This window comes from Pseudomonas sp. B21-041, from assembly GCF_024748675.1.
Taxonomy (GTDB): Bacteria; Pseudomonadota; Gammaproteobacteria; order Pseudomonadales; family Pseudomonadaceae; genus Aquipseudomonas; species Aquipseudomonas neuropathica.
In genome coordinates, this window is sequence record NZ_CP087175.1 from 244,947 (window position 1) to 265,695 (window position 20,749).

Consider the following 20,749-nt stretch of genomic DNA (forward strand, 5'->3'; position numbering starts at 1 on the left):
CCCAGCCCTCTCCCGAGGGAGAGGGAGCCGACCGAGGTGTCTTGCATCAGACACCGACCTGACAAACCGAGTCGATTATGGATTCACAGATGCATTTTCACGTCGGCGCCACTCTTGAGCATCCCCCAATCAGTACCTCACCCCAGCTTACTCCCGGTGGGAGAGGGAGCCGATCTCTGGGCTTTTCAAAACCTGCGTTCAACTCGAGACTTTCATGTCGGCGTAACTCGAAAGAACAACTCGGTCAGTCCCCTCTCCCTTTGGGAGAGGGTTAGGGTGAGGGGCTTTTGCCTGAATCACTCAATCCGGCCAGTTCCACGCCGGCTCATCCAGCACCCGCTGGCCGACAATCCCGGTCTGCCCCAGGGTTTTCTCCAGCACGATGCAATTGCATCCCGGGTCTTCCTGCAACGCCGAAATCAACCGCCGCGCATGCGACACCACCCACACCTGACACTGCTCCGAGGCACGGATAATCAACCGCGCCAACGCTGGCAGCAGATCCGGGTGCAGGCTGGTCTCCGGTTCGTTCAGCACCATCAGCGACGGCGGCCTCGGCGTCAGTAGCGCCGCAACCAACAGCAAATAACGCAACGTGCCGTCCGACAGCTCCGCCGCCGATAACGGCCGCAACAAACCTTCCTGATAAAACTCGATGGCAAAACGTCCACCGGCCTGCGCTTCGATATGCACCCGCGCGCCAGGAAACGCATCGGTAATCGCCGCACGCATCGCATCGCCATCACCAATCTCGATGATGGTCTGCAACGCCGCCGCCAGATCCCGGCCGTCGTGATGCAGCACTGGCGTGCGCGTACCCAATTGCGGTTGGCGCACCGGTGCATCGGCATCGCTGCGAAAGTGATCATAAAAGCGCCAGCGGCGAATAAACTCGCGCATCTGAAACACTTCCGGCGAGCTGCGCAGGCTGCCAACCTGATCAAACAAACTGTCGAAATTCGGCGTGTGTTGCGCCAGTACATCCCATTTGCGCTCGGCGCGTGCGCGGATCATCGGGCCGTCGCGATCCACCAGCAAGCTGGCGGGGCGGTAAAGCGGGCCGGCCCAGATGCATTCGCGCTTGATCTGCGGGTCGAGGCTGAATCGCGAAGGAATGGGGCGCGACTGCTCGGGCAGCATGAAGTGGCCGTTCGAGTCGGGAAGCCCCAGGCTGATCGAGTAGCTGAAATCTTCCCCGGCGAACCCCAGGCGCAGTCGCTTCACGCCTTGGCGTACCGTCGACTGGATCGGCACCTCACCATTGCGCATGCGCCGGCTGATGGTTTCCGGCCCGGCCCAGAAGGTCGACTCCAGTCCGCCTTCACGGGCCAGCGCATTGACTACGCCACCCTGAGCGGTTTCCGCCAACAGGCGCAAGGCTCGGTAGAGATTGGATTTGCCGCTGCCATTGGGGCCAGTGATCAGGTTCAGACGGCCGAGCGGAATCACCAATTTGTTGATCGAACGGTAATTGCCCACCGCGAGAGTATTGAGCATGGAATTCCTTCTCTTCAGGCGCCTATTGTAGGAGCTGCCGAAGGTTGCGATCTTTTGATGTTGTTTTTAAAAGATCAAAAGATCGCAGCCTACGGCAGCTCCTTCAGGAAATATGGGGGACGAACGGGCGAACGTTGAACCCTGTTCTAAGCTCACAGTCGTATCGTCACTTGCACGTTCGTACACAGGAAGGAGTCTGCATGGCGAGTCCCGGTTTGAAAACAGCGGTCATGCTGAGTCTGCTCACTTTGCTGACCGCCTGCGGCGAGAAAAAAGCCCCTGAGGAATACCTGCCCAGGGTCTTTGTACAGGAAGTCAAACCCACGGATTACGCCGCTGCGGTGACATTGACCGGTGACGTGCAGGCGCGCGTGCAGACCGAGCTGTCGTTCCGCGTCGGCGGCAAGATCATCCAGCGTATGGTTGATGTCGGCGACCGGGTCACCGCCAAACAAGTGCTGGCCAAGCTCGACCCCAAGGATTTGCAGACCAACGTCGATTCGGCCCAGGCCCAAGTCGTCGCTGAACAAGCCCGGGTGAAACAAAGTGCGGCCGCCTTCGTGCGCCAGCAAAAACTGCTGCCCAAGGGCTACACCAGCCAGAGCGAATACGATTCCGCCCAAGCCGCGTTGCGCAGCAGCCAGAGCGCCTTGAGCGCGGCGCAGGCGCAATTGGCCAACGCTAAAGATCAGCTCAGCTACACCGCACTGATCGCCGACGCCCCGGGCGTGATCACTGAGCGTCAGGCCGAAGTCGGCCAGGTGGTACAGGCCACGGCACCGATTTTTTCGTTGGCCCGCGATGGCGACCGTGACGCGGTGTTCAATGTCTACGAATCACTGCTGGCCGAGCGTCCTGCGGATCCCTCGATCGTCGTCAGTCTGCTCGATAACCCTGCCATCAAAACCACCGGCACGGTGCGTGAAATCACCCCGGCGGTGTCGGCGCAGTCCGGCACGGTGCAAGTCAAAGTCAGCCTCGACAGCCTGCCACAAGGGATGCAGCTGGGCTCGGTGGTCAGCGCCACCGCCAAGGGCAGCGGCAAGTCGGCAGTCGAATTGCCATGGTCGGCGCTGACTAAAAACATCAGTGATCCGGCGGTGTGGATGGTCGACGATAAAGGTGAAGCGCAGTTGCACAACGTGACCGTCGGCCGCTACCTGATCGGCAAGGTCATCATCAGCGAAGGCCTCAAGGGCGGGGAGAAAGTCATTGTCGCCGGAGGACAGTTACTGCATCCCGGCATGAAAGTCGAAATCGCTGAAAACACCTACAAGGATCTGCAACCGGGAGCACAGCCATGAAGCGTCTGGGGCTGTTATCCGTGGGTGTGTTGCTGGCGGCCTGCTCGAAAAGCGAGCCACCTCCGGAGCCGGTACGTCCGGTGCTATCGGTCAAAGTTCAAGCGTTGAGCGAGGAAAGCCTCGGGCGTTTCGCCGGCAGCATCCAGGCGCGTTATGAAAGCAACACCGGTTTCCGCGTCGGTGGCCGCATCGCCAGCCGCAACGTCGATGTCGGAACCGAAGTGCAAAAGGGCACGCTGCTCGCCACCCTCGATCCGTCTGATCAGCAGAACCAATTGCGTTCGGCCCAAGGCGACCTGGCCAGAGTTCAGGCGCAACTGATCAATGCCCAGGCCAATGCCCGCCGTCAGCAGGCGCTGTTTGATCGTGGCGTAGGGGCGCAGGCACAACTGGACATCGCCACCACAGACTTGAAAACCACCCAGGCCTCGCTGGACCAGGCACGGGCGGCGGTCAATCAAAGCAAGGACCAGCTCGGCTATACCGAACTGCGTTCCGACCATAAAGCCGTGGTCACCGCGTGGAACGCCGAAGCCGGGCAAGTGGTGACGGCGGGCCAGCAGGTCGTGACTCTGGCGCAACCGGACATCAAGGAAGCGGTGATCGATCTGCCCGACACCCTGGTCGATCAGATTCCTTCCGACGTGGTGTTTCTGGTGGCCGGGCAACTCGACCCGAGCATCAACACCACGGCAACCCTTCGCGAGATCGAACCGCAGGCGCAAAGCGCCACGCGTACTCGTCGGGCACGCCTGACTCTGGCCGAGACGCCGGACGGTTTCCGCCTCGGCACGGCGATCAGCGTGACCCTCAGTTCGGCGATCAAACCGCGTATCGAATTGCCGGCTACCGCTTTGCAGGAGGTCGACGGCAAACTACGGATCTGGGTCATCGACACTCAGAGCAAAACCGTCAGCCCCCGCGACGTCAGCGTCATCAGCCGCACCGACAGCAGCGTAGTGCTCGCGGGCGGCGTGAAGAACGGCGAGCGCGTGGTCAGCGCCGGCGTCAACAGCCTCAAACCCGGACAATCGGTAAAACTTGACGAGGACAGTCAATGAAAGGCTCTTTCAACCTCTCCGAATGGGCCCTCAAGCATCAGTCATTCGTCTGGTACCTGATGTTCGTCGCGTTGCTGATGGGCGTGTTCTCGTACTTCAATCTGGGCCGCGAAGAAGATCCGTCGTTCACCATCAAGACCATGGTGATCCAGACCAAATGGCCGGGCGCGACCCAGGAAGAAACCCTCGCGCAGGTCACCGACCGCATCGAGAAAAAACTCGAAGAACTTGACTCCCTCGACTACGTGAAAAGTTACACGCGCCCCGGCGAATCGACGGTGTACGTGTACCTGCGCGACACCACCAGCGCCAAGGACATCCCGGAAATCTGGTACCAGGTGCGCAAGAAGATCGACGACATTCGCGGGCAGTTCCCCAAAGGTATTCAAGGGCCCGGGTTCAACGACGAGTTCGGTGATGTGTTCGGCTCGGTCTACGCCTTCACCGCCGACGGCCTGACCATGCGCCAGTTGCGCGATTACGTAGAACAGGCGCGGGCCGAGATCCGCAATGTACCGGGGCTGGGCAAGATCGAAATGATCGGCCAGCAGGACGAAGTGATTTATCTGAACTTCTCTACTCGCAAACTGGCGGCGTTGGGTATCGATCAGCGTCAGGTTGTGCAGAGCCTGCAATCGCAGAACGCCGTGACCCCGGCCGGTGTGATCGAGGCCGGCCCTGAGCGGATTTCCGTGCGCACCTCGGGGCAGTTCGCCTCGGAGAAAGATCTGGCCGAGGTCAATCTCAAGCTCAACGACCGTTTCTATCGATTGGCTGACATCGCCGACATCACTCGCGGTTACACCGATCCGGCTACCCCGGAATTCCGCTTCGACGGCAAACCGGCCATCGGTCTGGCGATTGCCATGCAGAAGGGCGGCAACGTTCAGGAGTTCGGCAAGGCGTTGCACCAACGCATCGATGAACTGACCGCAGACTTGCCGGTTGGCGTGGGTGTGCACACCGTGTCCGATCAGGCGGTGGTGGTGGAAGAAGCGGTCGGTGGCTTTACCAGTGCCCTGTTCGAGGCGGTGATCATCGTGCTGGTGGTCAGCTTCATCAGCCTCGGCGTACGCGCCGGCCTGGTGGTGGCGTGCTCGATTCCGCTGGTGCTGGCGATGGTGTTTGTATTCATGGAATACAGTGGCATCACCATGCAGCGGATTTCGCTCGGTGCCTTGATCATCGCCCTCGGTCTGTTGGTGGACGACGCGATGATCACCGTGGAGATGATGGTCACGCGCCTGGAAATGGGCGAGAGCAAGGAGGAGGCAGCGACGTTCGCCTACACCTCGACGGCGTTCCCGATGCTCACCGGGACGCTGGTGACGGTCGCCGGTTTCGTGCCCATCGGCCTCAACGCCAGTTCCGCCGGTGAGTACACCTACACGCTGTTTGCGGTGATTGCTGTGGCGATGCTGGTTTCGTGGGTGGTGGCGGTGTTCTTCGCTCCGGTGATCGGCGTGCACATTCTCAGCGCCAACGTGAAACCCCATGAAGCCGAGCCGGGCCGCGTCGGGCGTGCGTTCAATGGCGGTCTATTGTGGGCGATGCGCAATCGCTGGTGGGCCATCGGCATTACCGTGCTGCTGTTCGTGCTGGCAGTGTTTTGCATGCGCTTTGTGCAGAACCAGTTCTTCCCTTCCTCGGACCGGCCGGAAATTCTCGTCGACCTGAACCTGCCGCAAAACGCCTCGATTGACGAAACCCGCAAAGCCGTCGACAAGTTGGAAGAAACCCTCAAAGGCGACGCGGACATTGTGCGTTGGAGCACCTACATCGGTCAGGGCGCGATCCGTTTCTACCTGCCGCTCGACCAGCAATTGCAAAACCCGTACTACGCACAACTGGTGATCGTCAGCAAAGACTTCGAAGCCCGCGAGGCCCTGAGTCAACGCCTGCGTGAGCGCTTGCACAAAGACTTCGTCGGCATCGGCAGTTACGTCCAGGCGCTGGAAATGGGCCCGCCGGTGGGGCGTCCGATCCAGTACCGGGTCAGTGGCAAGGACATCGATCAGGTGCGCAAGCACGCCATCGACCTGGCCACCGAACTGGACAAGAACCCGCACATCGGCGAGATCATTTACGACTGGAACGAGCCGGGCAAAGTTCTGCGCATCGACATCGCCCAGGACAAGGCGCGGCAACTCGGGTTGTCCTCCGAAGACGTGGCGAACCTGATGAACAGCATCGTCAGCGGCGCGCCTCTGACCCAGGTCAACGACGACATCTACCTGATCAATGTGGTCGGCCGGGCGGTGAATTCGGAGCGCGGTACGCCGGAAACCCTGCAGAATCTGCAGATCGTTACGCCCAACGGCACGTCGATCCCGCTGCTGGCGTTCGCCACCGTGCGTTATGAACTGGAGCAGCCGCTGGTGTGGCGTCGTGACCGCTTGCCGACCATCACCATCAAGGCCTCGGTGCGCGACGAGATCCAGCCGACCGATTTGGTGAAACTGCTCAAGCCGTCGATTGATGCCTTCGCTGACAAACTGCCAGTGGGCTACAAGGTCGCCACCGGCGGTACGGTCGAGGAAAGCGGCAAGGCCCAAGGGCCGATTGCCAAGGTTTTGCCGTTGATGCTGTTTTTGATGGCGACCTTCCTGATGATCCAGTTGCACAGCGTGCAGAAGATGTTCCTCGTCGCCAGTGTCGCGCCGCTGGGGCTGATCGGCGTAGTGCTGGCGCTGGTGCCGACCGGCACGCCGATGGGCTTCGTGGCGATCCTGGGGATTCTCGCGCTGATCGGCATCATCATCCGTAACTCGGTGATCCTCGTGACGCAGATCGATGAGTTCGAGCAGAAAGGCTATGCGCCGTGGGATGCGGTGGTGGAAGCGACCGAGCACCGGCGCCGGCCGATCCTGTTGACCGCCGCAGCGGCGAGCATGGGCATGATCCCGATTGCCCGGGAAGTGTTCTGGGGACCGATGGCTTACGCAATGATTGGCGGGATTGTGGTGGCGACGTTGCTGACGCTGCTGTTCCTGCCGGCGCTGTATGTGGCCTGGTACAGGATTCGCGAACCGAAGAAGGATTGAGTCAACAGCGCCCCTCACCCTAACCCCCCCGAAACGTCGGACCGCCCAAAGGGAGAGGGGACTGACCTAGGTGTCTGACGCTATCCATCGACCTGAAGGATCGGGTCGATTATGGGTTCAGCTAAGTTAGATCCGGTCGGCGTACTGCTTAAATATCCCCCAATCGGCTCCCTCTCCCTCCGGGAGAGGGCTGGGGGTGAGGGGCTTTTCTCTGACTCGACTCAAGCCTTACGCCAAACGCTGGCCAACCAAGGCTGCTGCTCACGCGGCAGCCCGGCCGGCCGATAGTAATGCTCAAGCTCGACAAACCCCGCCGCCGACAGCAATCCTTGCCACGCCTCAAGATCGTGATACGAGCCATAGCGCGGCCCGTTCCAGCCCTCACGGTTATCCCCGCGTGGATTCGAGCTGAACAGCACGCCACCGGGCTTCAGGGCGCCATGCAATTGCTTGAGCACCCGCGACAACTCCTGCAGCGGCACATGAAACAGCACCGCATTGGCGAAGATCCCGTCGAAGCGTTCGGCCGGCAGATCCAGCTTCAGAAAGTCCTGTTGCAGCACCTCGCAGCCACTGTCCTCACGGGCCATTCGCGCAAACTCTTGCGAACCGTCGAGACCCACAGCGACATGCCCCATGCGCGTAAACGTTTGCAGATCCCGCCCTGGGCCGCAGCCAAAATCCAGAATCGTGAATGGCGCCGTGCCCTGAATATGCCGTAGCAACGCATCAATGTTCTGGCTGACATCGTGATCGCGGGTGCCTTCACGGAAGTCTTCGGCCACTGAGTTGTAATGGCCGAGGGTGGTCGCGGTGATCTGTTCGAGATCGGTGGGGGTCTGCTTCATGGTCGGGATACGCGGGCAATTGGGATTTGCCGAATATACGCCATCGGGTTCGGGGCTGCTGCGCAGCCATTCGCGAGCAGGCTCGCTCCCACAGGGAAACACATTCCAAATGTGGGAGCGAGCCTGCTCGCGAAAGCGGGTTCAGAGGCGCGGCATGATTCCGGATGAGCTCAGCGCTTGTTCAACCCCCGCGCCAAGCGATCCCCACCCAACTGAATCACCGCGACCAACGCCACCAGCAACACAATCACCGTCAACATGATCTGGCTGTCAAAGCGCTGATAGCCGTAGCGATAAGCGATATCCCCCAAGCCACCGGCACCAATCGCCCCGGCCATGGCCGAGGAGTTGATCATCGTCACTAGCGTAATCGTGAAACCGCCGACAATCCCCGGCAGCGCCTCGGGCAATAGCACATGCCAGACAATGTGCCAACGCCGGCAACCCATCGCCTGCGCGGCTTCGATCAAACCATGATCGACCTCACGCAGGCTCACTTCGGCAATCCGCGCAAAGAACGGCGTCGCCGCAATCGTCAGCGGCACCACGGCCGCCCAGACACCGTAGGTGGTGCCGACAATCAACCGGGTAAACGGAATCAGCGCGACCATTAGAATCAGAAACGGGATCGAGCGGAACAGGTTCACGAACGCGCCCAAGGCACGGTTCAACACCGGCGCTTCATAGATGCCGCCCTTGTCGCTGGTGACCAGGATCACCGCCATGGGAATCCCCACCAGCAAGGCGATCAGCGACGACACGCCGACCATCAGAAACGTGTCGATAAAACCCTGCAACAAGCGATCAAACCACATAACCCACTACCTCCACCCGTTGCGCCCAAGGCGTGGCGCGCTCGCGCAGTTGCTCGGCGCTGAACGAAGAGCCGCTCACCGCCAGCAATAGTTGCCCCAGCGCATGCCCCTGAATCCGTTCGACGCCGCCCTGAAGCAGCTTCACCCGGCCACCCAATGCAGCGAACAGTGCCGCCAGATCCGGCTCGTCACTGGCGCTGCCGGTGAACTGCAAACGCAGCACCACAGCGGCCTCGGAGGAGGGCGCTTGAGCTTGCAAGCGGCTCTGCAACTCCTCCGGCAACGCGTGTTGCAGCGGCGCGAGCAAGGTCTGGCTGACCTCATGCTGTGGATTGCCGAACACTTCCCAGACCGGGCCTTGCTCGACAACTCGCCCGTGTTCAAGCACGACAACGCGGGCGCAGATTTCGCGGATCACTGCCATCTCATGGGTAATCAATACGATGGTCAGGCCCAGGCGTTGGTTGATCTCACGCAGCAAGCCGAGGATCGACTGCGTGGTTTCCGGATCAAGGGCCGAAGTCGCTTCGTCGCAGAGCAAAATATCCGGGTCGTGCACCAGCGCACGGGCGATGCCGACGCGTTGTTTCTGCCCACCGGAAAGCTGCGCCGGATAAGCCTTGTGCTTGCTTTGCAGACCGACCAGTTCGAGCAATTCACGGACTTTTTTGTCGCGCTGCTCTTTTGCTACGCCCGCGACTTTCAGCGGCAATTCGACGTTCTGCCAAACGGTCTTGGCCGACATCAGATTGAAGTGCTGAAAAATCATGCCGATGCGCCGGCGAAGGGCGACCAGACGGTCTTCATCGAACTCGCCGATGTCGACCTGATCGATCAGAACGCGCCCGGACGTCGGCTGTTCCAAACGATTGATCGTCCGAATCAGCGACGACTTGCCGGCACCGCTGCGGCCGATGATGCCGAACACTTCACCGCGCTGAATCGCCAGATCGATGCCTTGCAACGCGGCGACCGGGCCCTGCCGGCCGTTGTAGGTTTTGCCCAGGCCGATGAAGCGTACGTGGGCGCGATTCAGTTCAGGGTGCAGCTCGGTTTTTTCAGCATGGTGTGGCTCTGGAATCTCCAGTCGCCGTTGAATCGCGGCCGTCATGCTCAGCTTTCCCAACCGGCTTGATACAGCTTGCCGTGGGCCTTATCCAGCGCCGCGCGAACAACCGGCGAATGCTGATAAATGTCGACGAATTTGATCAGGCGCGGGTCGGTTTTGCTTTTCGGCTGGATGACGAACTGGATCACGTATTCCTTGTGGTCGAGACCGTCGAACAGCAGTGCCGAACCGGCATCGAAAGTCTTCGCCAGACGAATGTAGGCCGGGTAGCCCTGGACCAGATCGGCGTCGTCATAGGCGCGTACCAATTGCACGGCTTCGACTTGGAGGATTTTGATTTTCTTCGGGTTGGCGACGATATCGTCTTCAGTAGCCTTGTAGCCGACGCCCGGCTTCAGCGTGATCAAACCGGCCTTGGCCAGCAATTGCAAACCACGCCCGCTGTTGATCGGGTCGTTGGCGATGGCGACGCTGGCGCCTTCGGGCAACTCATCAAAGCTTTTGTATTTTTTCGAATAGAGACCGACGTTGTTGATGATCCCCGGTGCGAACGGCACCAGATCAAAACCCGAGGCGGCTTTGGCGTTTTCGAGGAACGGGATGTGCTGGAAGTAGTTCACGTCGATGTCGCCGGCGGCGAGGCTGACGTTGGGTGCGATCCAGTCAGTGAACTCCACCAGCTCGACGTTCAGGCCTTGTCTGGAGGCTTCTTCTACAGCGGCTTCCAGCGGGATGGCGAAGGCTGCGGTGGTGCCGATTTTCAGCGGAGCGTCGGCGGCGAAAACGGCCGAGCTGAACAGGCCGAGGGCCAGGGCCAGTGCTTTGACTGGGTGGGACAGGCGTTTCTTGGTCATGATGGTTTTTCCAGTCAGTGCATTAATTTTGTGGTGTTGGGTCGGGCCTCATCAGTGGCAAGCCAGCTCCCACAGGTTTTGTGAACGCCACAGACCCTTGTGGGAGCTGGCTTGCCAGCGATGCTTTTAGCGGCGGAACGCTGCGCCGGTGTGTTGCTCGGGCAACTGCGCCGCGCTGTGAAACAGCTTCTCGCGCAAGCTGCCGCTGTCATACGCGGTCTTGTACGACCCACGCCGCTGCAGCTCCGGAACCACCAGCTCGATAAAGTCGACATAGCTTTCCGGCGTAACAATCCGGGTCAGGTTGAAACCATCCAGGCCGGTCTCGGCGATCCACGATTCCAGCTCATCTGCCACTTGATCAACCGAACCGACCACGGTGATGTAGCGGCCACCGAGGGCATGCTGGTCGAGCAATTTGCGCCGGGTCCAGTCGTTGTTCTGCAGGTTTTTGGTCGCCGACTGAATGGCGTTGCTCTTCACGTATTGGATCGGTTCGTCGATCTCGTATTGGGAAAAGTCGATGCCGGTGGAGGCGGAAAAATGCGCCACGCCGGCTTCGGCGCTGGCGTAGCTCAGATACTCGGCGTGCTTGGCCCACGCGGCTTCTTCGGTCGCGCCGACGATCACGTTGAGGCCCATGAACACCTTGATGTCCTCAGGATTGCGCCCGGCCTCGACGGCGCTGGCGCGCACCTTGTCGACCTGAACCTTGGTCGACGGTTTGTTCTGGCCGCTGATGAACACGCACTCGGCGTGACGCCCGGCGAACAGCAAACCGCGCTCAGAACTGCCGGCCTGAAACAGCACCGGTGTGCGCTGTGGCGACGGCTCACAGAGGTGATAGCCCTCGACCTGATAGAACTCGCCCTTGTGCTCGACCTTGTGCACTTTTTCCGGGTTGGCGTAGATCCGCTGCTCACGGTTATTCAGTACCGCGCCGTTTTCCCAACTGCCTTCCCAGAGTTTGTAGAGCACCTCCAGGTACTCGTCGGCCTGGTCATAACGACGGTCATGCTCGACCTGCTCGCTCAGTCCCATGGCTTTCGCGGCGCTGTCGAGATAGCCGGTGACAATGTTCCAGCCCACTCGACCACGGCTCAAATGATCGAGCGTCGACATGCGCCGGGCGAACAGATACGGCGGTTCGTAGGTGAGGTTGGCGGTCAAGCCGAAACCGAGGTTTTTGGTCACGGCAGCCATCGCTGAAACCAGCAATAACGGATCGTTGACCGGTAACTGAATCGACTCTTTCAACGTCACGTCCACCGAGTTCTGATAGACGTCATACACGCCGACGATGTCAGCGATGAACAAGCCGTCGAACAGTCCGCGCTCCAGCAGTTGCGCCAGTTCGGTCCAGTATTCAATGGTGTTGTAGCGCGTTGAGGTATCGCGCGGATGCGTCCACAGGCCATGGTTGATGTGGCCGATGCAGTTCATGTTGAACGCATTGAGCAGGATCTTCTTTTTCGCCGCGCTCATTAGATCGTCCCTCGCAACGGAGGGTTTTCATCGTTGAGGTAGTAGTTGCCCACCGCGTGATATTTCCAGCGCACCGGGTCGTGCAAGGTGTGCACGCGGGCGTTGCGCCAGTGGCGGTCGAGGCCGTGTTCGATCAGTGTCGCCTGGCTGCCGGCCAGTTCGAACAGCGTGCTGCCGGCGGCCAAAGAGATTTCAGTGCTGATCGCCCGTGCTTCGGCGACGGCAATCGAAGCGGCAGCGACGGTTTCTGCGCTGGTCCCGGCTTGCGCTGCGTCGAGGAATTCGCCGGCGCGTTCAAGCAACGCCTCCGTGGCGTGCAGGCGAATGCTCAAGTGGCCGAAGCTCCTCAACGTCAGCGGGTCTTCGGTGGCTTTGTCGTTGCCGGAATCGATCCACGGCCGCGTCTTGCTGCGCACAAAGTGCAGGGTGTCTTCGTAAGCGGCGCGGGCAATACCGGTGTCGATGGCGGCGTGAAGGATCTGCGCCAGCGGGCCGACGGTGGTTGGACGTTCAAAGGCGCTTTGAAACGGCAGCACGTCTTCAGCCGCGACGTACACATCTTCGAACACCACCGAACCGCTGCCGGTGGTGCGCTGGCCGAAGCCGCTCCAGTCGTCGATCACGGTCAGGCCTTTGCTGTCACGCGGAACGAAGGCCAGTTGCTGCACACCGTTTTCATCGACAACGGAAGTTGGAATGCGCTGGGCATAAATCGCGCCGGTCGCATAGAACTTGCGGCCGTTGATGCGATAGCCGTCACCATCACGCTTGAGGCTGGTGACGCGGTCGTGAGCGGTTTTCGTACCTAGTTCCGCCAAGGCGTTGCCGAAGCGTTGCCCGGCCAGCACTTCGGCATAAAGCCGTTGTTTCTGCTGGTGACTGCCGTTAACCCGCAGCACTTCCAGCGCGTAAAAATGATTTTGCGGAATCTGCCCGAGCGAGCCGTCGGCTTGAGCGATCAGCGCGATGACTTTGGCCAAAGTCACGTTGGACACGCCAGCGCCGCCGTATTCCTTCGGTACGCTGATGCCCCACAGACCCGAGCGGGAAAACACGTCGAGTTCCGGCAGAGGCAGGCGGCGTTCACGGTCGCGCAGGGCGCTGTCGCGTTTGAAATCTTCGGCCAGGTCGCTGGCGACGATCAGGGCTTGCTCATCGCTGGTGATGACCGCGACGTGATGGGAAAGCGTCATGTTTTTCTCCAGATGTCTGGTCGTCAGATCCAGGAATGGCGAGCAGGCAAAGTGCCGTTGAGGCGATAGGCGCCGACCGCGTGATATTTCCAGCGCACCGGGTCGTGCAACGTGTGCACGCGGGCGTTGCGCCAGTGACGGTCGAGGTTGAATTCGGCGAGGGTGGCGCGGCTGCCGGCCAGTTCGAAAAGCTTTTCACTGGCCAACAGCGAGATCTCGGTAGTCAGCACTTTCGCCTCCGCCACGGCGATAGAAGCGCGTGCGGCGGACTCGGCGGTGATCGGCGCGGCGTGCACTTGATCGAGCACTTTGCCGGCCTTGCGCAGCAGCGCTTCGGCGGCGTGCAGTTCGATTTTCAGTTTGCCGATATCGGCGATGACATAAAGATCATCGCTGGCGCGATCAACCTTGGCGTCGATCCACGGCCGTGCGCGGGTTTTGATGAACTCAATGGCGTCATCAATGGCGCCACGGGCGATGCCGGCGTCGATCGCGGCTTGAATCAGCTGCGACACCGCGCCTTGGGTGTTCGGGGTTTCGTTGATCTTCCAGTTGTCGACCACCAGGCTCGATTCGACACGCACGTTGTTCAGCAGAATCGTACCGCTGGCGGTGGTGCGTTGACCGAAGCCCGACCAGTCATCAACGATGCGCAGCCCCGGCGTGCCGCGACGGACGAAGGCCAGTACTTGCTTGCCGTCATCGTTGACCGCTTTCACCGCAACCCAATGCGCAAACAGTGCGCCAGTGGAGTAGAACTTCTGGCCGTTGATCACGTAATCATCGCCATCGGCGGTGATCCGCGCTTTCAGTTCCAGGGTGTTTTTGGTGCCGCGCTCAGGACCGGCGTTGCCGATGCGCCAGCCTTCCAGAACGCTCTGGAATAGCTGTTGTTTCTGCGCTTCGGTGGCGCTGCCGAGTACCAGATTGATGATGCCGAACTGGTTCTGCGGGATCTGCCCCAACGCCGGGTCGGCGGCGGAGATGATCGCGAACACTTCGGCCAGAGTGACGAATGAAACCTGCGGGCCACCGTATTCGCGCGGGATGGCGATGCTGCCTAATCCGCTGCGGGTGAACTGTTCGATTTCCGACCACGGCAGCTTGCGCTGACGGTCGCGTTTCGCGGCCTGCACGCGGGCGACTTGTGCCAGCTCTTGGGCGGCGTTGATGGCTTGGGCGTCGTTGCGCAAGACCTGCGCAGGCAACAACAACGGGGCGATGTCCAGATCAGACTGGACGTTTGCATCTGCCAGACTGGACATCAGTGCCGCTCCTTGGCTGCACGCAATGCCCTGGCGATCTGCACTGGGGTGATTGTGTTCCGGACCATGCTACCTACCTCACATCTCATGAAAAACGCCGCAAAAGTGCGGCGAACGAATGAATGTCCGGTGGTCCGGTTTATATACCCTAAACGTGTATAAATATTAAATAAACTAACTTTTAGGAATATGCATAGAAGAGGTGATGGTCGGGTTGGTTAAGAATTTTTTTGCGGCTGGAATGATCCGGTGGCGAGGGCGCTTGCTCTCTCGCCACAGGGGCATTGTGTTCAGGGCTTGCGGGATTCGGCGGCTTTGAGTTCGGGCATGAGCGGGACTTTCAGATAAGGATTTGCGCAGCCGATTTTCAATGTGCGGGGCGGTGCCCAGCGGGAGTTGTTGCCGACCCGATCGAGAATGCAATACGTCACGTCCAGGCGCAGATCCTCGCCTGCTTCGACGATCACCGACGGCGGTACCCAGACCTGAATCGGCAAGCCGATATCTGCGGCGGTGACCGGTGCCAGATCCATGCGCACGTCACCCCAGCGCAAGGTGATGGCGTCATCCTCGGCCATGTTCAGGTACGGCTCGATGGTCAGCGGCACACCGCGTTTAATCTGGTTCGGATTGACGCCCTGACGGCGTATGGCGTCGGGGATGGCAACCGGGGCCAGTTGCTGATTTTCGTCTGCGCTCAGCGCCGTGGGTTGCCCGCCGGGGCAGTCCAGTTTGACCTGTACGCGCGTCGCCGCCGAAAACGCCGGCCCCTGACCGACCTGCATCACCCGGTAGTGGATGCGCGCGGTGCCGTTGGTGATGAAGCTTTCCGGCACCCTTAGGCTGACGGCTGTGCCGACGTCATCCGCCGTCAGCACTTTGGAAGCGACATAGCATTTGTTCCAGAACAGCTCGATGAGATCGCCGCTGTCCATATCAGGGTAGGGCGACACCTCGATCAAGAGGTGTGCGGCGGCAGCCAGATTGATGCCGGTTTTTTGCGCTGGCGCGAGGGTCGGCGCTGCCAGTTCGGGGGTGTGCGAAGTGCGGGTCATCGATTTCTCTCCTTGAAGCCTTGCAGCGAAGTCCGTTTCTGAAAGAACAAAAAGCGTGAATAAACTGGCAATAAAGCTTTGGGCTTTTATTCAAGTTGAAGACGGGGTGGTTGAACTAGTTGATGCCGGTTGCCGACTAGATAAGAGTCTGCGGGATGGGGTGTCAATAGACGATATTAGTTAATCCATGAATTACGAATTAATCAGAAGTTTCCTACGCTGTCGCGGCCATATGCCTAAGTGATCAGGCGAAATGAGCCACGGGACACAGGGCTTTCTCGGCGTTTTATGCGCGGATTTATTTGAGCACTATCATTTCAGGTGGCAGGGGAGGAGGCGGGTGTTATCTGTTGCAGAACATATATATGTACTGTTTGGGATATGTTTTGTTTGAATGAGACTGAAGGGGGTAAATGTTTTATAAAGGAAACTTCCGTCCGTGGAAGTTATCGGTGATGCAATAAAAGTTCTCAGGCGTGATTCAGGAACTTGCTGAGAAACTGTTTAGTGCGTTCTTCTTTCGGATTGGCAAACAATGCCTTCGCTTCACCTTGTTCGACGATCACGCCTTTATCGAAAAACACCACACGGTTGGCCACGTCACGAGCAAAACCCATCTCGTGGGTGACGATCACCATAGTGCGTTTTTCTTCAGCCAGGCCACGAATCGTCGCCAGCACTTCGCCGACCAGCTCCGGGTCAAGCGCCGAAGTCGGCTCGTCGAAGAGGATCACTTCCGGTTCCATCGCCAGCGCCCGGGCGATCGCTACGCGCTGTTGCTGACCACCAGAGAGACGACGCGGATAAGCGTCTTCTTTGCCGGCGAGTCCGACTTTGGCCATGAGCTTTTTGCCCAAGGCAATGGCGGCTTCGCGTGGCATCTTCTTGACCACAACCGGGCCTTCGATGACGTTTTCCAGTGCGGTGCGATGGGGGAACAGGTTGAAGTTCTGGAACACGAAGCCCACATGCTGGCGCAGGTTGCGCACCAGACTTTGCTGCTGGTTCAGCGGGCGGCCGGTATCGATTTCGATATCGCCGACCTTGATCCGGCCGCTTGTGGGTTGTTCAAGGAAGTTCAGGCAGCGCAGGAACGTCGTTTTCCCCGAACCGCTGGGGCCGATGATTGCGACGACTTCGCCTTCCTTCACCTCGAGGTCAATGCCGTTGAGCACGACCTGACCCTTGAATTGCTTGGTCAGTTTTTCCACGACAATCATGGGGTCAGGACTCCTGGTCGTGCCGATTGACCCGCTCTTCCAGCTTGTTTTGCAGGTGCGCGAGCACCGAGGCCAGAATCCAGTAGAGCAGTGCGGCACTAAGGTACATGGTGAAAATTTCGAAGTTACGTGCGCTGATCAACTGCGCCTGACGTAACAACTCCGGCACCTGGATAGTGGCGGCCTGTGCAGTGTCCTTGACCAGTGAAATGAAGCTGTTGCCGAGCGCCGGTAATGCCGTACGCATCGCTTGCGGCAAGATGGCCCGCCGCAGGGTTTGCGCGCGGGTCATGCCAATGCTCGCGGCGGCTTCCCACTGACCGCGTTCGATCGAGCTGATCGAAGATCGCAGGATTTCACAAATGTAGGCCGCCATGTTCAGCGAAAGGCCGATCAGGGCAGCCGGGATCGGATCGAGTTCGATCCCCACCTGTGGCAAGCCGAAATAGATCACGAACAGTTGCACCAGCAACGGCGTGCCGCGAAAAAACGACACGTAGATGCGGGCAATCCAGTTCGCCACTTTGAAGCGCGACAGACGCATCAACGCCAGGCTGAAGCCGAGCAGGAAGCCGAAGAACATGCCACCGAGGCTGAGGATGACCGTGAAGTACATGCCCTTGAGCAAAAAGGGCATGGCCTCCCGTACGATTTGGAAAGTTGCTTCCATTATTTAGTGACGTCAGCGCTGAAGTATTTTTCCGAAAGCTTGGCCAGCGTGCCATCGGCGCGCAGCTTTTCGATAGCCTTGTTCACTGCAGCCAACAGTTCAGGCTCGCCTTTACGCAAGGTAACGCCAGCTTCCTGACGAGAGAACGGTTCGCCTGCGGCAGTGGTGTCCTTGGCTTTGCGGGCGTATTCCAGTGCGGCCAGACGGTCGATCAGGATGGCGTCGATACGGCCGACACGCAGGTCCTGGAATTTAGTCGGATCATCTTCATAAGTGCGCACGTCAGCGGTCGGCACGTTGGCTTTGACCCACTGCTCGTAGTTGGTGCCCAGGCCCACGCCGACTTTCTTGCCACCCAGATCGGCAGCGGATTTGATGTTCAGGTCGGCGGCTTTCTTGGTCAGCACCAGCGCCTGAATCCCGGAAACTGTGTACGGCTCGGAGAAGTCATACTTCTTCTTGCGCTCTTCGGAAATGGTCACCTGGTTGATCACTGCATCCAGACGCTTGGACTCAAGCGCCGCGAGGATGCCGTCCCACTTGGTGGTCTGCAGTTTGACCTTCACACCCAGCTCTTTGGCCAGCGCCTCAGAGAATTCAACTTCGAAACCGGACAGCTTGCCGTCGGCATCAACGAAGCTGAACGGTGGGTAAGTGCCTTCCAGGCCGACGTTGATAACGCCTTTGTCCTTGATCTGTTGCAACTGTTCACCGGCCACTGCCTGGCCGATCAGGCCGGCGCTCAGCGCAAGGCCCAGCGAACCCACCAGCAGATTGCGACGTAGTGCGGAAAAATTCATGACAAGCCCCTGTGTTTTCTTATGGAAGACGCTTAAGGAAAGTTGGCGAATTGGTGATTCGGACGACAGCGCTATCCTGCCTTAAAGCAGCTTATGCGTCTCTCGCGAAATTCGCCTGCGGCGAGACTATAAGATGTCTGCGTTAGACTTGAAAACACTTAATATTTGAAATGTTATTCTTTATTGGAATATGTATTGTCTGTGGAAAAAGATCGCAGCCCGCGGCAGCTCCTACATGAGATCACTTGTAGGAGCTGCCGTTTTGATCTTCTGTTACAGGAAATCCTTGTAGGCAAACAACGCTGGCGCGCCACCGGTGTGCAGGAAGATGATCGGGCCTTCATCAAAGCGCTGACGACCAATCCCGTCGAGTAAACCTGCCATGGCCTTGCCGGTGTACACCGGATCAAGCAACACCGCTTCCTGACTCGCCAGCAGCTTCAGCGCCGCCAGCGTCCCGGCATTCGGCTCGCCATAACGCGGGCCGAAATATTCGTCCCACAACTCGACCTTGAAGCTGGCCGGCAGTTCGACGCCGAGCAGCGCCGCCGTGCGTTCGGCAAGTCCCTGAACCTTCGGTCGCTGATCTTCTTCACTGCGCGAAACCGTCACGCCAATCACCGGCAATTGCGGCAACACTTCGCTCAACGCCAATGCCAGACCGCTGTGCGTCCCGGCACTGCCTGAGGCCAACACTACAGCGGCGAAATTCAGGCCGGTGTCGTTGATCTGCTCGGCCAGTTCCAGACCGGCGCGCACATAGCCCAACGCACCGAGCGCATTGGAGCCACCGATTGGCACCAGATACGGCTTCTTGCCGTTGCTGCGCAGGCGGGCGGCGAGGGCGGTCAGTTGTTCGTCGGCGTTGTCGAGGTTGTCGACCAGTTCGACTTTGGTGTCGAACAGATCCAGCAGCAGGCGGTTGCCGTTGCCGGTGTAGTTGCTGTCGTCAGTGCCCAGCGGATTTTCCAGCAGCGCCACGCAACCCAGGCCCAATTTGGCGGCCAGTGCGGCGGTCTGGCGAACGTGGTTCGATTGCAGCGCGCCGGCGGTGATCAGCGTGTCGGCGCCTTGCGCGAGAGCGTCGGCAGCGAGGTATTCGAGTTTGCGCAATTTGTTGCCGCCCATGGCCAGCGGCGTCAGGTCATCGCGCTTGATGTACACCTCGCGGCCAAGCCAGGTGGACAGGCGTTCGAGTTTTTCCAGCGGCGTAGGGTGGTTGAGCAGGTCGAGGCGGGCAAAGCGGTCCAGCTGTTGTTTGATCATGGGTCCGTACTGGCGGAGGAAGATGAAAGGACTATAGGCACGCGCTTTTGCAGGGGCAACCGTGAATCGCTTATAGCCAAATGAACTGAGGCCAGCACTATCGGTTCTTAATTCGCCCTCGTAAGCATGCCGTAAAGTAGGCGCCGTTGACGCGGCCAGACAGTCCGGCCGCCCGTGAGGAGTCTTTACCGTGAGCGAGCGTTCCAGCCATTGGCAATTGCAGACCATCGTCAGTCAACTGCGCAGCGCGCGGGATCAGTGGCGGGCACAGAACGGCCGGGCGTCCGGCGAGCAGGGCGGTCGCGAGTTGCCGTCTCGCGCAGCGATGGCGGAGATTCTTGAAGCATTGTGTGGTGCGTTGTTCCCGATGCGCCTGGGCCCGGTTGACCTGCGCGAAGAGAGTGAAGATTTCTACGTCGGCCACACCCTCGATGTCGCGCTGAATGCGTTGCTGGCGCAGACCCGCCTGGAGTTGCGTTACGTCGCCCGCCACAGCGCGCAGGCTGACACCGAAGTCGAAGCCCGCGCGATTCAGATCGTGCAGGATTTCGCCCTCGCACTGCCGGGCCTGCGCACGCTGCTCGACACCGATGTGCTGGCGGCCTATCACGGTGATCCGGCGGCACGCAGTGTCGACGAAGTGCTGCTGTGCTACCCGGGGATTCTCGCGGTGATTCACCATCGCCTCGCGCACCATTTGTATCGCGCCGGTTTGCCGTTGCTGGCGCGGATCAGCGCGGAAATCGCCCATTCGGCGACCGGTATCGATATCCATCCGGGTGCGCAGATCGGCCGTAGCTTCTTTATCGATCACGGCACGGGCGTGGTGATCGGCGAGACGGCGATCATTGGTGAGCGCGTGCGGATTTATCAGGCGGTGACGTTGGGCGCCAAGCGTTTCCCGGCAGATGAAGACGGGCAGTTGCAGAAGGGCCATCCGCGCCATCCAATTGTTGAAGACGATGTGGTGATTTATGCCGGGGCGACGATTCTCGGGCGGATCACCATTGGCAAGGGGTCGACCATTGGCGGCAATGTGTGGCTGACGCGCAGTGTGCCGGCGGGGTGCAATTTGACTCAGGCCAATTTGCAGCATGATGACGGGACGCAGAAGTAGGCTCTGAAATTGCGTTGCGGCATCTGGCCTCTTCGCGAGCAGGCTCGCTCCCACACTGGAATGCGTTTCAAATGTGGGAGCGAGCCTGCTCGCGAATGATTTTCAGACCAAATCAAGATAATGGCAATCAGCCAATTCTCCAGTGAACGAATACCCTCAAACCCACGTCATACCCATCCTTGAGCT

General features: G+C 59.6%; 17 protein-coding genes. 4 read left to right on the forward strand and 13 right to left on the reverse strand.

Translation table 11 applies throughout. The annotated features are described in order from the left end of the window. Positions 1-300 precede the first annotated feature (300 nt). Positions 301-1,497 (reverse strand): AAA family ATPase, encoded by a 1,197-nt coding sequence (locus tag LOY43_RS01070; protein ID WP_095047076.1) that lies wholly within the window; start codon positions 1,495-1,497, stop codon positions 301-303. 200 nt (positions 1,498-1,697) lie between these two features. Here LOY43_RS01070 and LOY43_RS01075 point away from each other — a divergent pair, with 200 nt between their 5' ends. Genes LOY43_RS01075 through LOY43_RS01085 form a run of 3 tightly spaced genes read left to right on the forward strand, consistent with a single transcriptional unit; the run spans position 1,698 to position 6,906 of the window. Next, positions 1,698-2,801 (forward strand): efflux RND transporter periplasmic adaptor subunit, encoded by a 1,104-nt coding sequence (locus LOY43_RS01075; RefSeq protein WP_220557296.1) that lies wholly within the window; start codon positions 1,698-1,700, stop codon positions 2,799-2,801. Further along, the gene (locus tag LOY43_RS01080) at positions 2,798-3,862 is read left to right on the forward strand and encodes an efflux RND transporter periplasmic adaptor subunit (protein WP_095047077.1); all 1,065 of its coding nucleotides are present in this window, start codon (positions 2,798-2,800) and stop codon (positions 3,860-3,862) included. Before LOY43_RS01075 ends, LOY43_RS01080 begins: the two co-directional genes overlap by 4 nt. Further along, positions 3,859-6,906, forward strand: a complete 3,048-nt coding sequence (locus LOY43_RS01085; RefSeq protein ID WP_258709077.1) for an efflux RND transporter permease subunit — start codon at positions 3,859-3,861, stop codon at positions 6,904-6,906. Before LOY43_RS01080 ends, LOY43_RS01085 begins: the two co-directional genes overlap by 4 nt. 221 nt (positions 6,907-7,127) lie before the next feature. Here LOY43_RS01085 and LOY43_RS01090 read toward each other — a convergent pair whose 3' ends face one another. From LOY43_RS01090 to LOY43_RS01145, 12 genes are all read right to left on the reverse strand, one after another. After that, positions 7,128-7,754, reverse strand: coding sequence for a bifunctional 2-polyprenyl-6-hydroxyphenol methylase/3-demethylubiquinol 3-O-methyltransferase UbiG (locus tag LOY43_RS01090; protein ID WP_258709078.1), 627 nt, complete (start codon positions 7,752-7,754; stop codon positions 7,128-7,130). 170 nt (positions 7,755-7,924) lie between these two features. Next, positions 7,925-8,569, reverse strand: coding sequence for a methionine ABC transporter permease (locus tag LOY43_RS01095; protein ID WP_034151854.1), 645 nt, complete (start codon positions 8,567-8,569; stop codon positions 7,925-7,927). Further along, the gene (locus tag LOY43_RS01100) at positions 8,559-9,680 is read right to left on the reverse strand and encodes a methionine ABC transporter ATP-binding protein (protein WP_258709079.1); all 1,122 of its coding nucleotides are present in this window, start codon (positions 9,678-9,680) and stop codon (positions 8,559-8,561) included. Before LOY43_RS01100 ends, LOY43_RS01095 begins: the two co-directional genes overlap by 11 nt. A 2-nt stretch (positions 9,681-9,682) precedes the next feature. Beyond that, on the reverse strand, positions 9,683-10,492 hold the full coding sequence (locus tag LOY43_RS01105) for a MetQ/NlpA family ABC transporter substrate-binding protein (protein WP_220557298.1): 810 nt from the start codon (positions 10,490-10,492) through the stop codon (positions 9,683-9,685). Between the two features lie 126 nt (positions 10,493-10,618). Beyond that, positions 10,619-11,977 carry an LLM class flavin-dependent oxidoreductase gene (locus LOY43_RS01110; protein WP_258709080.1) on the reverse strand — a complete coding sequence of 453 codons (1,359 nt, stop codon included), beginning with the start codon at positions 11,975-11,977 and terminating at the stop codon, positions 10,619-10,621. Continuing rightward, positions 11,977-13,170 (reverse strand): SfnB family sulfur acquisition oxidoreductase, encoded by a 1,194-nt coding sequence (locus tag LOY43_RS01115; RefSeq protein WP_095047083.1) that lies wholly within the window; start codon positions 13,168-13,170, stop codon positions 11,977-11,979. Before LOY43_RS01115 ends, LOY43_RS01110 begins: the two co-directional genes overlap by 1 nt. A 23-nt stretch (positions 13,171-13,193) precedes the next feature. Further along, positions 13,194-14,435 (reverse strand): SfnB family sulfur acquisition oxidoreductase, encoded by a 1,242-nt coding sequence (locus LOY43_RS01120; RefSeq protein ID WP_258709081.1) that lies wholly within the window; start codon positions 14,433-14,435, stop codon positions 13,194-13,196. Between the two features lie 290 nt (positions 14,436-14,725). Beyond that, complete coding sequence (locus LOY43_RS01125; protein ID WP_095047085.1) at positions 14,726-15,490, reverse strand: hypothetical protein; 765 nt, start codon at positions 15,488-15,490, stop codon at positions 14,726-14,728. Between the two features lie 470 nt (positions 15,491-15,960). Further along, complete coding sequence (gene tcyN / locus LOY43_RS01130; protein WP_258709082.1) at positions 15,961-16,710, reverse strand: L-cystine ABC transporter ATP-binding protein TcyN; 750 nt, start codon at positions 16,708-16,710, stop codon at positions 15,961-15,963. A 4-nt stretch (positions 16,711-16,714) separates the two neighbouring features. Beyond that, the gene (tcyL, locus tag LOY43_RS01135; RefSeq protein ID WP_095047087.1) at positions 16,715-17,380 is read right to left on the reverse strand and encodes a cystine ABC transporter permease; all 666 of its coding nucleotides are present in this window, start codon (positions 17,378-17,380) and stop codon (positions 16,715-16,717) included. Continuing rightward, positions 17,380-18,180, reverse strand: coding sequence for a cystine ABC transporter substrate-binding protein (gene tcyJ / locus LOY43_RS01140; protein WP_095047088.1), 801 nt, complete (start codon positions 18,178-18,180; stop codon positions 17,380-17,382). Before tcyJ ends, tcyL begins: the two co-directional genes overlap by 1 nt. Positions 18,181-18,453: 273 nt before the next feature. Continuing rightward, positions 18,454-19,446 (reverse strand): D-cysteine desulfhydrase, encoded by a 993-nt coding sequence (locus LOY43_RS01145; protein WP_258709083.1) that lies wholly within the window; start codon positions 19,444-19,446, stop codon positions 18,454-18,456. Positions 19,447-19,636: 190 nt separating this feature from the next. On the opposite strand from LOY43_RS01145, the gene epsC reads away from it, so the two are divergent. Further along, positions 19,637-20,563, forward strand: coding sequence for a serine O-acetyltransferase EpsC (gene epsC, locus LOY43_RS01150; RefSeq protein ID WP_016983653.1), 927 nt, complete (start codon positions 19,637-19,639; stop codon positions 20,561-20,563). Positions 20,564-20,749: the final 186 nt, after the last annotated feature.

Bases quoted from the DNA above. Each gene is read 5' to 3' on its own strand.
- LOY43_RS01085 (WP_258709077.1), top strand. From the start codon at position 3,859: ATGAAAGGCTCTTTCAACCTCTCCGAATGGGCCCTCAAGCATCAGTCA.
- tcyL (WP_095047087.1), bottom strand. From the start codon at position 17,380: ATGGAAGCAACTTTCCAAATCGTACGGGAGGCCATGCCCTTTTTGCTC.
- LOY43_RS01070 (WP_095047076.1), bottom strand. From the start codon at position 1,497: ATGCTCAATACTCTCGCGGTGGGCAATTACCGTTCGATCAACAAATTG.
- tcyN (WP_258709082.1), bottom strand. From the start codon at position 16,710: ATGATTGTCGTGGAAAAACTGACCAAGCAATTCAAGGGTCAGGTCGTG.
- LOY43_RS01080 (WP_095047077.1), top strand. From the start codon at position 2,798: ATGAAGCGTCTGGGGCTGTTATCCGTGGGTGTGTTGCTGGCGGCCTGC.
- LOY43_RS01075 (WP_220557296.1), top strand. From the start codon at position 1,698: ATGGCGAGTCCCGGTTTGAAAACAGCGGTCATGCTGAGTCTGCTCACT.
- LOY43_RS01095 (WP_034151854.1), bottom strand. From the start codon at position 8,569: ATGTGGTTTGATCGCTTGTTGCAGGGTTTTATCGACACGTTTCTGATG.
- LOY43_RS01145 (WP_258709083.1), bottom strand. From the start codon at position 19,446: ATGATCAAACAACAGCTGGACCGCTTTGCCCGCCTCGACCTGCTCAAC.
- LOY43_RS01105 (WP_220557298.1), bottom strand. From the start codon at position 10,492: ATGACCAAGAAACGCCTGTCCCACCCAGTCAAAGCACTGGCCCTGGCC.
- tcyJ (WP_095047088.1), bottom strand. From the start codon at position 18,180: ATGAATTTTTCCGCACTACGTCGCAATCTGCTGGTGGGTTCGCTGGGC.
- LOY43_RS01125 (WP_095047085.1), bottom strand. From the start codon at position 15,490: ATGACCCGCACTTCGCACACCCCCGAACTGGCAGCGCCGACCCTCGCG.
- LOY43_RS01115 (WP_095047083.1), bottom strand. From the start codon at position 13,170: ATGACGCTTTCCCATCACGTCGCGGTCATCACCAGCGATGAGCAAGCC.
- LOY43_RS01090 (WP_258709078.1), bottom strand. From the start codon at position 7,754: ATGAAGCAGACCCCCACCGATCTCGAACAGATCACCGCGACCACCCTC.
- LOY43_RS01100 (WP_258709079.1), bottom strand. From the start codon at position 9,680: ATGACGGCCGCGATTCAACGGCGACTGGAGATTCCAGAGCCACACCAT.
- LOY43_RS01110 (WP_258709080.1), bottom strand. From the start codon at position 11,977: ATGAGCGCGGCGAAAAAGAAGATCCTGCTCAATGCGTTCAACATGAAC.
- LOY43_RS01120 (WP_258709081.1), bottom strand. From the start codon at position 14,435: ATGTCCAGTCTGGCAGATGCAAACGTCCAGTCTGATCTGGACATCGCC.